Here is a 16,031-nt window from a genome sequence, read left to right on the forward strand (position 1 = left end):
AAGGATGAATGTTATTATGAACAATAAAAATATCGTAACAGGAGTGCTTGGACTCACATCCGCTCTGCTGATCAGCGGATGCGCCACCCAAACAGGCTATATTGAGTCCGGCGGCACAGAAAGCATCGTATCACTGAATAAAATTGATATTCAGGACTGGCAAAACGCCGCCGACCAGATGGTCCAATCGTTGCTGACCTCCGGTCGTCTGGAAAACGCCCCGAGACAACCTGCCGTACTGGCCATCAGTCGCATCACCAACAACACCCAGCAAATGGTTGATACCGATGCCCTCGTGAAAAAAATCCGCGTTCAGCTCAACAAATCCGGCAAGGTTGTCACAACAACGACAATTGGCCTGGGCGGAGCAGCGGAAGATCCCCTGGCCAAGAGCCAGGCCGAATATAATGCCTTCATGAACGATGAAAAGCCTGCCGTTGCACAACCCGATTTCAGCCTCTCCGGAAAGCTGACGGAGTCGCGCACAAATGCGGGACGGAAAAAGCAGGTCACATACGCATTCCATCTTTCCCTCACTCAGATTTCAACCGGTCTGGCCATCTGGGAAGATGAAGTCGAAATCACTAAACAGGGGAAAAAAAATTCTGTTGGCTGGTAATTGATCTTACGCTATTAGATAACAGCTCTGGGTTAAGACTTCACCCAGAGCGTTTTTTTTGCACCACAAAGGTATTCCGAAACAGCAGACCCGCGTAATGGCAGACAAACTAGAAAAAAAGATCACCCTACTGCTGGGCACCTTCTTTGCAGGGGCCGTCTTCTTCTATTCCTTTACCCAACCCTTTCAGCCCGATGCCGTACATTGTGCCATTCCGCAGGAAGCCACGTTTGTTTTCAAGGCTGAAAACCTTGACGAATTGCTGAACAGTCCCGTCTGCGGGCAGATTGAAAAAGCACTCGGCACCGGCACTTCATTGCGTGCCATTGCGGAGTCCAATGATTGGATAAATCTGGCGGCAGCTTCTGAAATTGCAGTGGCGGACCTCCCTTTCCGCAGCGCCGGACGGCAGAAAACCTGGGCAGCCTCGAGCTGGGTCGGCTGGCGCAGTCCGTGGCTGCGATGGAAACTGGAGGCCGCCGAGGGCGGAAAGCTGCAGTTTATGGGCAAGCATGCGGTCTGGCCGGTCTGGACATACGCTGACCCTGAGCTGATTACAGGACTCCATCTGACTTTTGCACTGACCGACAACGTTCTGCTGGCGTGTCTTTCTGAAAATCCAACTGACATTCTCATTCTGCTGGACACCTATGATGGTAAACTGGCGGCTTTCAACGAGGAAAAACAATATGATGATTAAACACATCTCGCTCACCGCTCTATGTACTGTACTGCTCGCCGGCTGCGCATCGAAACAGTATGGCGAAGAGGAGTTTCTTACTGAACGCGAACAGAAACAGGCTCTGGCCCGCACAAAACCGCCTCAGTACTTCGGTTTCCATGCCTTCCCGACCCAAGGCGGCATCGGCTTCCGCGGCCAGGCACGACTGCACCCGAACCACCAGGCGGAGATGGATTTTATCAACCATGTACCCGTCATTAAATTCCGGGGAAAGATGGCCCGCAACAACGGCAACGCCCTGCTCGATTTCAGCTCTCCGCTGACCTGGATGGAATACTCGACCGCCGAGGAGTTCGGAGCCACCTTCATGAGCATGAATGATAAATACATTCCCTATCGCGGTCAGTTCGCCAACGATGTAAAAGCCTATGCCGCCGTCATTGGCCAATTGCGTTTCGATCAGCTCTTCATGGAATATGTACCGTTGTATATCCGCATGTCACGCGGCGCTCTGGGTCCGTTTGCTCGGAATATATTTGACCCGGAAATTCACATGTCGGTCGGCTGGGATCTCCTGAGCCAGTTTGAAACCATCCAGATCAACCCACGTGACGAAGTGATAATTTTCTCTTCGAGTCATCCCTACACCCCCCACGAGGACCTGCTGCTTTCCAAAGCACAGATCAAGCGCGTATCCGGATACGGCCTGTGTGTAGACGGCGCTATTTACGGGAACCCGACGCCAATCGTAATCGATTTGGCCGGCGATTTCTATCTGACCCGAAGTGACAAAAAAGTAGCACAGACCAAACAGGTCAGCCTCGGGGATCTGGTGATACGTAAAGTCAACACCAGACATCTTCCGTTTCAGGGTGCACTGCCGCGCGCAGGGCGTAAGCTGCTGGAGAATTATCTGATTACGGTCTGTCCGCAACAGAACGTAGTGTATTTTGAACGCTATCCGGAACCGGAATAATATGAACGGCCGCCTACAGACACTAATTGCCGGCCTGATGGCGGCGGGCAGCATCCAGGCTCAGAAAGAATTCGTGATGCCGCGAATGCAGCAAAACACCTATCTCTGGCATGCAAAGCCGGCCGAACAGTTCGGCTTGAAAACAGTGGAAAGTGAGAGCGGCCCCGCTTACGCCGGCTCCGCAAAAATCATTCCGGAACAACTGGTCACTATTGCGTTTGAAGCCGGTCCGATCCCTATTATCCGCGTCTCCGGGATGTCCGCATCTGAAAATCTGAATGCCCTGCTCGATACCGGATCACCGGTATCGTGGATGGAATTCGGAACGGCACAGAAATTTGATGCCGTCTTCCTGGGCACTGCCCGGAATCCCATACCCTATACAGGCAAACTGAACACCGGAAAAGCACCAGGCTATGCAGCGGCGGTTCCCTTCATGAAACTGGGTGATATTGAAGTGGAAAATACCCCGCTATACGTCCGTATGGCCCTGAATTCGCTGGGCCCGCTGGCGCGAGGCATTAAAGCCCCGCAGGTTGACGCGGTCTTCGGTTATGACCTGCTGAAAAACTTTGAATATATCCGCTTTGATTTCCGAACACGGGAAGTCCGCTTTTCTTCATCCGATATCTATGTCCCGGAAACCGATCTGCTGATGTCCATCTGCAGCATCGTTTCCGTTCCGGAAGGCGGGCTGGCGGTTGAGGGCGGTATTTCCGGAAGCTCTACTCCGATTATTCTCGATGTAGCCGGCGATTACCACTTTTCACGCGGAGATGCGAAAGTGAAGATTACGCGGCAGGTGAGTCTGGGCGATGCGGTCTGGCGCAAAGTCCCCACCCTGCTGCTGCCAACCGGAGAAGAGCGCATGCCGCGCGCCGGGCGGAAAATGCTGGAAATGTACACGGTGACCATCTGTCCGAAAAAGAACGTGGTCTATTTCGAGCGTCTGCCGGAATAACATCTGGAACGGACCAGATGACGAATTGCCATCACCGGATGCCGCGCCAGCATCCGCGGACCGGAAAAACGCATAACCTCTTTCACGCGCTCGCGCATTTCCGGCTTATAGCAATGAACCGTGCAATTCTCGCACGTCGGTTTTTCAGTTCCGAATGGACATTTTTCAATACGCATTCGGGCATAATCCAGCAGTTCCCGGCATTCAGCACAACAGGGTTCCCTATGATTTCTCCGGCAGTACAGCCGGACCATGGCTTCTATGGTTCTATATTCGAAATTCATACTCTACCCGCCCGGAATGATCCGACTTGATTCAGCACTATATTCGACTATGTTCCTTTTATATAACAGAATCATGCCTAACAACGAAAGGGGATGCACATGAAACATCTGTTGATTACCGCCACGCTGATTTCCACTGCGGCATTTGCAGAAAAAGCAGTGGTCGAAACACCCGCTGAAGCAAAAGTGGAAGAAGACCGGATGAATAAAGAATGGCCTTCACTTGATGAATGGGCTACAGCAGAAAAACTGAAGGAGGGAAATCTGTCCGCTGAAGTGTTGCTGGGGTATGAATTTGTCGACCAGTCCGGCAACGGTCTGAAAAATGCCCACGCACTGCTCAGCCGTGCCAGAGTTACCTATGAGGCGGAAAACGAAGAAGGCTTCGGCGGAAAAATCCTGGGCCAGTATGTCGGTCCGATTAATGACCATTTTTCTCCGGAAGATCCGGCGTACGACACGGTCAACGACCCCGAATCGTTCAGACTGCACGAAGCCTATCTTTCCTATACCGGATACGACACACATGCCCGGATTGGCTCGCAGGAAATCATTCTCGATAATGCCCGCTTCATCGGCAATGTCGGATGGCGGTTCAATGCCCAGTCCTTCAATGCTGCACTCGTGCAGAATGAATCCATTGAAAACCTGAAACTGCTCTATGCCTACGCCGACAGCATCAACGAGATCAGCGGCGAAGTGAACCACAACCGCCAGTACCACCTGATGAACGGCGAATACAAAATCGGTAAAAATCATCATATCTCCGCATTTGCCTATCTGCAGCGTAATGACGGCTCCGCCGATATCGATACTTTCGGTGCCCGTTTCCGGGGAAAAACAGAAACGTTTTCCCACGATGCCATGATTGCTTTTCAGCGGGACGCCTACTACGGTTCTCTCTCTGGTATGCTCGACCTCGAAGCAGCAGATATCGAACTCGGAACCGAATATATCTCCGGCGGGGATACATCCCGGGAACGCTTCCAGACACTGAATGGAACAGCACACGCCTTCAACGGCTGGGCCGATGTCTTCCTGGATACCGGGGCCGGACGGCCGCTCGGACTCGTCGATGTCTGGCTTAAAGGCATCGTCACTCCTTCGGAAAGTCTGGACCTCATTGCGGTGTACCACTATTTCAACACGGCCGCCGAAACACCCGCCGGCTCCTTTTCCGGAAATCTCGGTAACGAAATCGATGCGATGGTAAAATATAAAATCTGCAGGAATTTCGAAGCATTAACCGGCGCCGCCTTCTATATGAAAGGCGAAAGCGGAAGTCCAACCGAGGACAAAACCGTGTTCTGGCTCCGCGGCACACTGCATTTCTAAAACCGTAAAACTGTAACACGATGTTCAGAGGCTGGATTCTTCCAGCCTCTTTTTTTAGGGTCTTCCGCTGAATCTGAGGGTGAAACAAGTCGAGTTGACCACAGCTCCGGCGGCGAGGCGTCTTGGGGCCGACGGATCTATGGACAACTCTCGGAAAAATGGCTCTTTGGGTCGCAATCTCCAACGGAAGCTCCGTTTCAAGAGGCTGTGCAGGGGCGGGATTTTCTCGTACGAGAAATAAACAGCTCCTTTTGGGGCATAAAAACAACATTCATAGGGATTTTGAGCCATTTAGCTCAGAGATTACCCACAGATGCTGCGGAAGAGGCTGTCTTAAAAGCTTCACCATAAAACCCGTTATTGAAAACGTTCCTCACGCATGCGGAATAATTTTAATAAAATTCTATACTTCAGAGTAACGCTTCAGACCTTTCATACGTATACATTAATGAACCCAACACAACCTAAATAGTGAAGCTCGCAGCTCAAGTGAACCCAAACCCGTTGCACCAGCTTCTTAAAATTACTCCGATTACCCCGGCCTAACCCCCGGGGTTTTCTTTTTCAGACTGTCGCGTGCAAATGAAACTCACCTTATATTTCATACATTTAAATGTATGAAGTAGAGATTATTACTTCAGTTTTTGACTGATATTATTTTCATACATTAAAATGTATGAATTAAAAGAACGCAGCCACTGAATGTTTTCAAATTCCGTGTTCTGATAAGGAGGAACTTCCTTTTTTTTTGCCCGGGTGAATCACCCATGCTAGCTTTCCCATAGGTCAATTATGGACGATCCTAAAGACAAGCCTCAGAAAACCAACGCTCCGAAACGCGAGATCGGGAACGCCAGCCTCTTCGCGGATGACATCATCTTTTCCAGTACTGAAAAAATTCTTTTTGAAGAGGATCTGGAACGCAATCCAGCCAGCGGACGCGGTGGTCTAATGGATGGAAATCCTGAGGACCGTTATTCGGTCAGCAAAAAACTGAACGAAGGCGGAATGAAATCAATCTGGGAGGTCGATGACCATCGGACCGCCCGGAAAGTGGCAATGGCACTGATTCAGGATTCAAGAATTGCTTCCGAGGATGATATCGATTCATTTCTTTATGAAGCCCGGCTAACGGCAAATCTACAGCACCCGAATATCATTCCGATCTACGATATCGCTCTGGATGAAAACGGGAATCCTTATTTTACAATGAAAGCGTTAAAGGGGGAAACGCTGGGCGATATCCTTAAGCAGTTGCGAAACGGAAACCCTGAATATATTGCACGTTATACCCGTACGCACCTGCTCGGTATTTTCCTGAAAGTCTGTAATGCCATCGACTATGCCCACACCAAAGGCGTAATCCATCTTGATCTGAAACCTTCGAATGTAAACGTCGGTGATTTCGGCGATGTACATGTACTCGACTGGGGACTCTCCACACTGATTACACACCTCAATGAATATGACGGGGAACCGATTTCCTGGCAGAGCATGGATGATGTAGAGCTGGAGAACGGCCAGACCCTTACCCGCTATCTAGAAGGGTCCGCGAAACGGCGCGAACGTAAAAATACGGTGGGCGGAACACCGGGCTATATGGCACCGGAGCAGGCACAGGGCGTTCCGTCGGATATTGTTTTCCAGACCGACGTCTACATGCTCGGTTCCCTCCTCTATGAAATTCTGACCTACAACTGCCCCATAAAAGGAGACACCGTAAAAGAAGTACTGCAGAAAACGGTGCGTGCTGATTTTCAGGCACCTGGAGAGCGTGCACCGGAACGGAAAATTCCGGCCGCACTCAATGCCATTGTTATGAAAGCCATGGCGCTAGATCCTGCAGACCGCTATCCGAATGTCGCGGCCCTGATCAGCGATATCCATAAATATCAGGAAGGATTTGCAACCACAGCAGAAAACCCGACATTCATCACGCATGTACTGCTGCTGGTGAAACGGCATAAACTGGCCGTCAGTCTGGTCGCCGCAACAATCGCAATAATTGCCGCCGTCACAATTCGCAGTTTTCAATCAGTAAAACGAAGCGAGCAGATCGCTCTGAATGCGCTCGGCAGATTACAGGAAAAGAATGAATATATTGCCAGCACAGCAAGACAGGTCGCCCCGGACTATCTCAACCTCGCACGCCAGCAGGAAAACGACCTGGCTTTTTCCAAAGCCGGCAAATCCCTCGACACAGCCTTGGCTTTCGATCCCGAGCTGGCCGATGCCTGGCTCCTGAAAGGCAGAATGCTGATGGCCCAGCGCGACTTTTCCAAGGCCTGGAACATTCTTTCCGGTCAGCATGGTCACGCCGTTACCAAAGAACCGCCATCCATCCGTTTGGCAAAAAAATACAGCGATCTTGATCAGGTGACGGACGAACTGCTGCCCCGGTTAGTAAAAGATTTTGTGGCCTACAACGTTGCCGGGCAACTTCCTCGCTTTTTCTACGAGCTGAACAGATCCGGCTTTCAGGCTGAAACACGGTTCCCCGCCCTTGCCGAAGCGCTCGAAATTCTCAATCCGGAAGCCGGTGAAATCAATTTAAAGTGGCAGCCGACCGGTTCCAACGGATGGATCATCGATATCGACGGCAATCCGGGACTGGATGATATAACACCACTGTGCGGCCTTAAGATCACGATGCTCAATCTGAATAACTCCGGTAGTCCCGATCTCCGTCTGCTGACTGAACCGGGCATGGTAGAACTCCGCTTAAGCGGAAGTCAGTTAAACCATCTTTTCGATCTCGATCCACTGACTTCACTTCAGTCACTTGATATCAGCGGAACGAATATTCGTAATATTTCAAACATTCTGAAGTATTCCCGCCTCCGGACGCTTGATATCAGCCGGATTGAAGATCTATCCATCTCTCCCCGGCTGATCTGGCTTCGTAATCTGAAAATGCTGACGGTGTCCGAAGCCTTCCGCGAAGATCCCACGATCCAGTCCTTGTCCCGGCGCGGTGTAATCATTATTTATTCCGACATGTAACATGAGTGAAGAAAACCAATATCAAACGCGGGTCACCCTGCTTACGAAGCTGAAAAAGACCGAGAACCATGAAGCGTGGATCGAGTTCGAAACGATTTACCGCCCCTTCATTCTCAGCCTGATTCTGCGTATGGGCATTAATGCCGACGATGCCGAGGACATCAGCCAGGCCGTACTTACGAAGGTCTGGCAGAAAATCGAGGATTTTGAATACAACCAGAATAAGGGCAAATTTCATAACTGGCTGGCCGCCATGACACGCAATACCGTGAAGGATTTTTTCCGAACGAAAAAAAACTTCATTACCGGACGTGATTCGGTGGAATATCAGGAGCAGTATGTCTCCATCGAAGAGCACGTACTTCCCGATATTGAAAATCTTGCGCGCGAAGAATGGGTGCTGCACATTACCAATCTGGCTTGGGATAACATCAAAAACGACATCTACAAGACCAAACGGGACGTATTCAAACTCGTATCCGATGAAGTCCCAACAAGGGAAATTGCCGCCAAACTGGGTATTTCCGAAGCCAGCGTCCGGGTATACAAAGCAGAAGTGTTTGAAAAAATGCGCGCGGAAATCACCCGGCTCAACCGGGAACTGGGCTGAAACCGGGATTCCGGCGTTTTTACCAGCATTGGCACTTTTTAAAAAAAGTGCGTTTTTCAGTAACACCGCTCCGTCCCCCCTCGTATACATTGGTACAACCCATTTCATACCGGGCACCAGCGGCAACCCAAGTGAACCCAAATTCACCGCCGCCCGTTACTCCGAAAAGAACCCGGCCTAACCCCCGGGGTCTTTTTTTGTCCGGTCAACAAATTCCTGATATGATCCCGAACAAAGGGAAAAATGCACAGGAGCTTTATGCTCTTGCTGCTCAAAACAGGTCGACACACGGACCCTGAATACATTGATCGCAAGGTCTCGCATCAGTATATCGACCTGCCTGTTCAGCCTCACAATGCGAATACAAGCAGATCTGAACGACTGAATCACATCTCCCCGGAAAGTCCGAAAAAAATTCAGCCGGAAAGACAGAGTGAATCACCAATCTAAGGCATTCCAATATTTGGAACACTTTTCTATTACAGGCGCGTGACGAGGTCTTCGGTATTTTCCGGTTCGTCCAGTGCTTTTCTGCGGTCGAGCAGATCGATGGTTTTCCACCGGCCGGAACGGAAACGCAGGAAAAATCCGACGCCGAGAATGAATACATAAAGCAGAGTCCACGCCCAGCTGATGAAGATATTCAGCTTCAGCCAGACGACAATAACCAGCTGGCCCAGCACCAGGATGCCCCAGGCGACGGCGGACTGGAAATACATCACAAAATGGGTATCCCCCGCCCCCTTCAGCGCTCCGGAAAGAATCAGAGTAACCGCATCAGCCATGCCCCAGACCGCCAGCATAACTAATAAAATCCGTACTGTATAAAGCAGCTTTTCATAGGAGACGGTCGCTGCCGACTGCCCATTGAATATATTGATGTAGAATTCCGGGAACAGCACAAAAGTCAGCCCGGTCAAAGCCACATAACTGACCCCGATTTTCATGGCCAACCAGCCTACTTTTTCTGCATTTTCCGGCTCTTCACGACCGAGATACTGCCCCACCAGAATCGAAGCGGCAATGCCCATACCGACCATCGGCATAAACGCCACCAGATTGATGCTCAGCGCAATATTGCTGGCAATGTGGGCAATGGCCCCCATCCGACCGACCAGCAGTACAAACACAGTAAAGGCGGCCACGTCGAGAAACCAGTGCACCCCCGAAGGAAATCCGAAACGCAGCATCCGCTTAAACAACCAACCGTCAAATCGCATATTTTTCCAGGTCTTGAATTCGCGACTGACCCGGCCGGTGAAATAGATGGCGGCAAAAATCAGAGGACAGAGCCAGGAACCGACCACCGTCGCCCAACCCGCTCCCGCAATGCCAAGCTCGGGAAAAGGGCCGGCGCCGAATATCAGAACATAATTCAGCACCACATTAACGCTATTGGCAATGATGTTTGTACTCATCACGACAAACGTTTTTCCGCGCCCGGAAAAGAACCCGCTCAGCGCCGAGCTCATGGTCATCCCGCCGCCGCACCACATAAGAATACCGAAATACTCCTCCTCCATCGCCAGAATGGCAGGCTCGTGCCCGCTGATGCGGAGAAAAAACAATCCGACCGGCACCAGCAGCATGATCAGCGGAACCGACAACAGGGAAAAAATGATGCCCTGCGCCGTCGCTCTGGAACACCCCGCATTATCCCCGGCCCCGTACATCTGAGCTACAAATGTGCTCACATAACCGGATAGCGCCATGAATCCGCAGACCAGCGTAAAAAACAGAATTCCCGCCGGCAGCGAAGCCCGGAATTCCGCATCGCCATAGTTGGATAGAAACAGACGGTCGCTGAAATTGAGCACAGCGAACGACGCCGAATTGACAATCATCGGCCAGGCGATATTCATCAGTTCCCGCCAGCCCCCGAAGGGCCGCGCATCTGTTCCGGAGGAATTCATAGAGCGCGGAATGTACGCCGACCCCAGCCCGAATTAAATCCTTTATTGATAAAAACCCGATTGCTGCATCCCCAAATTTATATTCTGTCTAACCAGCATCAATCACAGCTGAAAATGTTAGCGCCATCTTCCGGAACCGGCGGATTTATAAATCCGGTTTAACATACCTGTTTACAGGGAAACTGAACCGTAACCGTCCGGTCACAGCCCTAACCGTCCAATTACACCCAAAACACATGATGCTTACATGTATTTAATGAAGCCTCTCCATCTTCAGCGCCTCAAAACCAAACAACATCCCCACTATTCACTGAAGAAAGGAAATCATATGAAAAAACAAATCATTGCCATGGCTGTTATTGCAGCCGGAACAACACTGGCCGGCCCCTTCTCGCCGGACTGGGCCGACGACAACGGTTCCGTTTATGCCGAATGGAACAACTGGAGTTATTATAATCCCGGTACGGTTTCAGCCGCCGATGAATTCGGCGCATATGACTACAACACCGGAACCTGGACCGATACGGTCGGTTCTTTCGGAGAAGCGGATGTTCTGTCCGATGCCGCGGGCGGACCGCTTTCCGGCCATGATTATCTGGATCTCTGGGGCACTTCGGATTCGCTCTCTTTCTGGATGCCGACGTTCAGCGGTTTCGAAACTACCGAAGTTGTTATTCAGCTGTCCTACTGGGACGACGAATCCGACGACAGCTGGCGCGCCGGGTTTGACCTTATGCCGCAGCTCAGCGACACCTCGGTCGGACACATCGTCAATGTCACTTCGGAGGAATACCACGACCTGAATGCCGAACTGATTACAGAAGCCTGGAGCTTCACGGTCAGCGGCAGTACCGACGGGTTCTTTGCCGACTTCACCTATGCCGACGACAACACCTTTATCGATTCAGTAAGCATCGATGCCGTTTCCTATGACGCCGTTCCCGAACCGGCATCCGTGATTTCCATGATTTTCGGCGGGGTGATCCTGGCCGGCACGCGCAGAAGGCTCCGGAGATAATCCGGGTGCTCAGTTACTTATAATTATTACTAACCAAGGAGAATAAAAATGAAATCTATGTTTATCAAAGGTGCGGCAGCCGGTTGCGCACTGGCTACCCTCTTCACTGCGGCATCGGTCGATGCCCGCCCCTCCCGCGCCGGCAATGGAGCAAAATATGTATTTTTCTTCCTGGGCGACGGCATGACCAGCGTTCAGATGCAGGCTGCCGAAGCCTATAAAGCCAGTATGATGGAAGGAGGAGAGGATAATCCGACCAACCTGCAGGCCAGCATGCTGAATATGAATCTGCTTCCGATCTCCGGCATGGCCACAACCTATTCAGACACCCGCTTCATTACAGACTCCGCCGCTGCCGGCACCGCCTTCGCCTGCGGTGTAAAAACCGGCACCGGCGTCATCGGACTGAATAAAGATAAGAATATTGCCTACAAAAGCATCGCCGAACTGGCCCACGAACAGGGCAAATCCGTTGGAATCATTTCCAGCGTATCCCTGCCGCACGCTACGCCGGCATCCTACTATGCCAACGTCAACAGCCGGAATGAATACACCGAAATCGGCTATCAGGCCGCCCAGAGTGGTTTTGAATTTTTCGGCGGAGGTCAGTTCCGTTACATGACCAGTTCCGACAACGCAGGCGGAATCAGCGTCAGTGACGCCTTTGCCAATCAGGGCTATACGTTTGTAAACAGCATCGACGATCTGGAAAATGTTTCCGGGAAAGTGGTCTGCTCTGTAGCCACTTCCTACGATTCCAACGCCATGCCGTACCACATGGATACGCCGCCGGAAAACTTCACTCTGGCCGAAATCACCGAGGCGGCGATCAACCGCCTGCAGCATGATTCCGACGGCTTCTTCATTATGGTTGAAGGCGGCAAGATCGACTGGGCCTGTCACGCCAACGATGCCAAAGCCACCATCATCGACACCATTGCCTTCGACGATGCGGTCGGCAAAGCGCTCGAATTCTACTATGCCCATCCGGCCGAAACCCTGATCGTCGTTACCGGCGACCACGAAACCGGCGGCATGAGCATCGGCTACAAAGGAACAAAATACGAGACCGCCTTCGCCACCCTGGAAGACCAGAACATCTCCTACGACCTGTTCAACCGTCAGGTTATGGTCGACTATAAAAGCACCCACACCTGGGTGGACGCTGAAACCAGTAACATCGACGCGGATATGATGGAGGCCATCTCCAACAGTTTCGGTCTCGTCTGGACGGATCTCTCGGAATATCAGCAGGAACAACTTGAAGCGGCCTATGACCGTGAACTCGGCGGCGTTAAAACCGATGACCGTGCAAGCGGCTACGACATCGACGGCTCAACCGACGTAGACTACACGATTTACGGCGGCTACAACGCCATTGCCGTCACCTGCACTCATATTCTGAATCAGGAGTCCGGTCTGTTCTGGGCCTCCACTTCACACACTGCAGTTCCGGTTCCGGTGATGGCCGTCGGTTTCGATGCCTACCGTTTCAACGGATTCTACGACAACACCGACATTGCCAAATTCCTGGGCCAGGCCATGCGCACACCGTTCCTTCCGGTTCAGGATCCGGACTACTCCGGAGGAGGTCTGCCCTACTAAACCACGGCACCTTATTCGCTCCAAAACAGGCAGGATGCCATCGGCATCCTGCCCTTTTACATTTCCGATCGGTGAGAAAATATGAAATTCAAGCATCCATCCACGCAGAAAGATCTGAGCATTATTCTCCTTTTCACGGTGCTCTGCCTGATCCTCACACAAATCAAAACCGGCTTTGAATATCAGGGAAAAAATGAACGCGAGATCTTCCGGCACCGCGGCGTTGTGCTCTCAACAGACAATGCAGACATCGAAGTCTTCGGAGTGGTTCATACCGGATTCCAGCATCTGGAAACCCGGCTTCTGAGCGGTCCGCATAAAGGACAGATTCTACAGGTTCAGAACCAGCTCATCGGCATGCTGGAACGGGATGAGGTTTACACCACCGGCGACGAACTGCTGGTTCAGTATTTTCCGGAACCGGATCAGACCCTGGGCCGGGGTACCGCACGCGGCCATTACCGCATCCACCTTGAAATTGTGCTGGTTGCCCTTTTCGCCATCGCGCTGATCGCCGTCGCCGGTATTACCGGATTGAAAGCTATTCTCTCTTTTGCCTTTGCCACCCTGATGATCTGGAAAATCATGCTGCCGATGTTCCTCAAAGGGTATGATCCCATCTGGGTTGCTCTCGGCGTAGTCGCCGGCCTGACTGCTTCCATCAGCTTTCTGGTCGGCGGACTTACCCCAAAAGGATTCGTCACCTTTTCCGGCGCATTTCTCGGCCTGGCCTTCACCGCCGTTTTAGCGGTGGTTTTCAGCAGATTGTTTCATATTCACGGTGCAGTCCGCCCCTATGCCGAAAATCTGCTGCACGGCGGCTTCGCCCACCTGCGGCTCACCCCGATCTTTATCGCCAGTATTTTTCTGGCAGCCTCCGGCGCGGTTATGGACCTGGCCATGGATATCGCCGCCTCGATGGAGGAAGTTAAGCTGAAACATCCGGAAATTCACTTTATGGAACATATCCGCTCCGGTCTGCGTGTCGGCCGATCCGTCATCGGAACCATGACCACCACTCTCCTGCTCGCCTATTCCAGCTCCTATATTTTCATGTTCATGCTTTTCATCAGTCAGGACATCCCGCCCATCCAGATTTTCAATCTCAACTATGTCGCCGCTGAAGTACTCAACACGATGGTCGGCAGCTTCGGCCTCGTCACTGTCGCTCCGTTCACCGCGCTCATCGGCGGATTGGTGATGCGCAGAAATTGACGGCGGCGGCGATCCTCTCCAGAATACGCGGTTAAGTTTTGGAGACCGGCCGGCATGAGCGACAACATAAAACAGAAAAACAATGGGGATTTCGAACTTTCCATCACTAGGGAACTCCGACAGCGCAAAAACCCCTTCCTGCGCCCCGTCTTTGCAGTGGCGGCCATTGGCGCGCTTTTCATGATCCTCGGCTCTGTTCTCCAGATGGCGGCGGAATCGGCAAAAGACACCACCGGAATGACGCCCGCTTTCCAGGCAATGGAAGAAAACCACCTAACCGTTCACGGTGAATGTGTGTGCATCAAATGCACGCTACAGATCAGCGACCAGCACCACCGCGCCATCCGCTACCGCGCCGACGGCAACGAAGAAAAGGTCATTCTGCTCCAGAATAATCCATCCATGGACATGAATTCCGACTATTTCTGCAACGGCCCTACCCCCGTTCTGGTGGAAGGAAACATCCTGACCACGAACGGTCTGCGCATTCTGTCCGCCACAGCATTCAAAGCATTTCCGGCAGAGCATAAATAAATGCGATAAAACCTGTCACGTTTTCAGCTCACACGCCAATAATGGATATATGAGAGACGATGACACACTGGATTTCGACCTTCTCGTTCGTGAGCACCATGCCGGACTGCGGGCCTTTATCCGTGCGCTGGGCGTGGATGAAACCTGGGTGGATGACATGGCACAGGAGGTTTTCATTGTGGCGTTCCGCAAACGATCTGAATTCCGGAAGGAAGAGGATTTCGGAAAATGGCTGCGCGGCATTGCCCGTCGGCAGGTAATGGGTGAACGGACGAAAACCGCTCGACGGCACCGTATTATGCACGAAGGCATTACCGATATTCTGCTAAGCCTCGGCATCGAAAAACATGAACCCGAACCCAACCGCGAACTTATGGTCAACACCATGAAAAACTGTGTAGGGAAACTGAACGAACCCCAACGTGAACTGCTGCGCTGCCGCTATGAAGAGGGCCGGCGGTGCAAAGAACTGGCGGCCGAATTCTCTTCCACCGCATCGGCCATCCGCAAACAGCTGCAACGCATCCGAACGGCCGTTCGCAAATGCATGGAACAATCTGCGGGAGAAACCGCATGACAGAACGATACCAGGAACTGCTCTCCCTCTATCTGGATGGAGACCCCGCTGAAAACGAGTTGAATGAACTCGCGGAAATGCTGAAATCAGACCGTGATCTGGCCGAAAATTTCCGGCAGGAACTGCTGATATGGGAGACCTGGTCGCAGGAACATGCGCCGGAACGCTCGGCTCAGGCATTCCTCGCCGGACTTCACACCCGTTTACGGGCAGAAGCGGATTCATCGGACTTTGAACAGGCAGTTACAAAACAGCTGAAAGAGCGGAAGAATCCGCGGCCATGGCAGCTGTTACTCGCCATAGCTGCATTATTACTGGTTCTGCTATCCTTTGGATATTTCATGAATCCGTCCGATATCGATACCGGACTGATTTCCGGCACGGAAGCCGCGCATGTACACATCAAGGGCGAATGCGTCTGTATGCACTGTACGCTGAAACGCGAAGGCCGCTGCAGACAGGCCGTCCGCTTCATGGATGAAAACGGCAAAGAACAGATTCTGCCGCTTCGACGGGACCCCCACCTGCGAAAATACAGCAAACACTTCTGTAAACTGGCTTCGCAGGTAGACATCGAAGGAAATATTATACAGGAGAATGGCGAACGTATACTGGTGGCCACAGCCATCCGCATTGCCGATGAAAAAATCCTCTGAAAAAGTAAGATCGAACGTCACATTCCCAATATTGGAAACAATA

13 protein-coding genes and 1 pseudogene are annotated in these 16,031 nt (G+C 51.8%); 12 read left to right on the plus strand and 2 right to left on the minus strand.

Annotation, left to right across the window (positions count from 1 at the left end):
- Nucleotides 1–16 precede the first annotated feature (16 nt).
- The 3 genes from EGM51_11490 (at nt 17) to EGM51_11500 (ending at nt 2,277) form a co-directional block, all read left to right on the plus strand.
- Nucleotides 17–619, plus strand: coding sequence for a penicillin-binding protein activator LpoB (locus tag EGM51_11490; protein ID QBG47991.1), 603 nt, complete (start codon nt 17–19; stop codon nt 617–619).
- Between the two features lie 97 nt (nt 620–716).
- Nucleotides 717–1,319 carry a hypothetical protein gene (locus tag EGM51_11495; GenBank protein QBG47992.1) on the plus strand — a complete coding sequence of 201 codons (603 nt, stop codon included), beginning with the start codon at nt 717–719 and terminating at the stop codon, nt 1,317–1,319.
- Nucleotides 1,309–2,277 (plus strand): hypothetical protein, encoded by a 969-nt coding sequence (locus EGM51_11500; protein QBG47993.1) that lies wholly within the window; start codon nt 1,309–1,311, stop codon nt 2,275–2,277. The genes EGM51_11495 and EGM51_11500 overlap by 11 nt, the downstream gene beginning before the upstream one ends.
- A 791-nt stretch (nt 2,278–3,068) precedes the next feature.
- Here the strand turns inward: EGM51_11500 and EGM51_11505 are convergent.
- A pseudogene (locus tag EGM51_11505) lies at nt 3,069–3,522 on the minus strand (nitrous oxide-stimulated promoter family protein).
- 93 nt (nt 3,523–3,615) lie between these two features.
- Between EGM51_11505 and EGM51_11510 the strand changes: the two are divergent.
- The 3 genes from EGM51_11510 to EGM51_11520 all read left to right on the plus strand — a co-directional run bounded on the left by EGM51_11510 (nt 3,616) and on the right by EGM51_11520 (nt 8,470).
- Nucleotides 3,616–4,857: a hypothetical protein gene (locus EGM51_11510; GenBank protein QBG47994.1), complete on the plus strand. Its 1,242-nt coding sequence runs from the start codon at nt 3,616–3,618 to the stop codon at nt 4,855–4,857.
- 792 nt (nt 4,858–5,649) lie between these two features.
- Complete coding sequence (locus EGM51_11515; GenBank protein QBG47995.1) at nt 5,650–7,860, plus strand: hypothetical protein; 2,211 nt, start codon at nt 5,650–5,652, stop codon at nt 7,858–7,860.
- Between the two features lies 1 nt (nt 7,861).
- Nucleotides 7,862–8,470: an RNA polymerase sigma factor gene (locus EGM51_11520; GenBank protein QBG47996.1), complete on the plus strand. Its 609-nt coding sequence runs from the start codon at nt 7,862–7,864 to the stop codon at nt 8,468–8,470.
- A gap of 479 nt (nt 8,471–8,949) precedes the next feature.
- Here the strand turns inward: EGM51_11520 and EGM51_11525 are convergent, their stop codons facing one another.
- Nucleotides 8,950–10,383 carry an MATE family efflux transporter gene (locus tag EGM51_11525; protein QBG47997.1) on the minus strand — a complete coding sequence of 478 codons (1,434 nt, stop codon included), beginning with the start codon at nt 10,381–10,383 and terminating at the stop codon, nt 8,950–8,952.
- Between the two features lie 247 nt (nt 10,384–10,630).
- Between EGM51_11525 and EGM51_11530 the strand changes: the two genes are divergently transcribed.
- The 6 genes from EGM51_11530 (at nt 10,631) to EGM51_11555 (ending at nt 15,988) form a co-directional block, all read left to right on the plus strand.
- Nucleotides 10,631–11,401 carry a PEP-CTERM sorting domain-containing protein gene (locus tag EGM51_11530; protein ID QBG47998.1) on the plus strand — a complete coding sequence of 257 codons (771 nt, stop codon included), beginning with the start codon at nt 10,631–10,633 and terminating at the stop codon, nt 11,399–11,401.
- A 57-nt stretch (nt 11,402–11,458) separates the two neighbouring features.
- Nucleotides 11,459–13,006, plus strand: a complete 1,548-nt coding sequence (locus tag EGM51_11535) for an alkaline phosphatase (protein QBG49301.1) — start codon at nt 11,459–11,461, stop codon at nt 13,004–13,006.
- An 81-nt stretch (nt 13,007–13,087) separates the two neighbouring features.
- The gene (locus tag EGM51_11540; GenBank protein ID QBG47999.1) at nt 13,088–14,221 is read left to right on the plus strand and encodes a YibE/F family protein; all 1,134 of its coding nucleotides are present in this window, start codon (nt 13,088–13,090) and stop codon (nt 14,219–14,221) included.
- 54 nt (nt 14,222–14,275) lie between these two features.
- Nucleotides 14,276–14,755, plus strand: a complete 480-nt coding sequence (locus EGM51_11545; GenBank protein ID QBG48000.1) for a hypothetical protein — start codon at nt 14,276–14,278, stop codon at nt 14,753–14,755.
- A gap of 49 nt (nt 14,756–14,804) precedes the next feature.
- Nucleotides 14,805–15,332, plus strand: a complete 528-nt coding sequence (locus EGM51_11550) for a sigma-70 family RNA polymerase sigma factor (GenBank protein ID QBG48001.1) — start codon at nt 14,805–14,807, stop codon at nt 15,330–15,332.
- Nucleotides 15,329–15,988, plus strand: coding sequence for a hypothetical protein (locus EGM51_11555; GenBank protein QBG48002.1), 660 nt, complete (start codon nt 15,329–15,331; stop codon nt 15,986–15,988). The genes EGM51_11550 and EGM51_11555 overlap by 4 nt, the downstream gene beginning before the upstream one ends.
- Nucleotides 15,989–16,031 lie beyond the last annotated feature (43 nt).

It is taken from the genome of Verrucomicrobia bacterium S94 (genome assembly GCA_004299845.1).
Taxonomy (GTDB): domain Bacteria; phylum Verrucomicrobiota; class Kiritimatiellia; order Kiritimatiellales; family Pontiellaceae; genus Pontiella.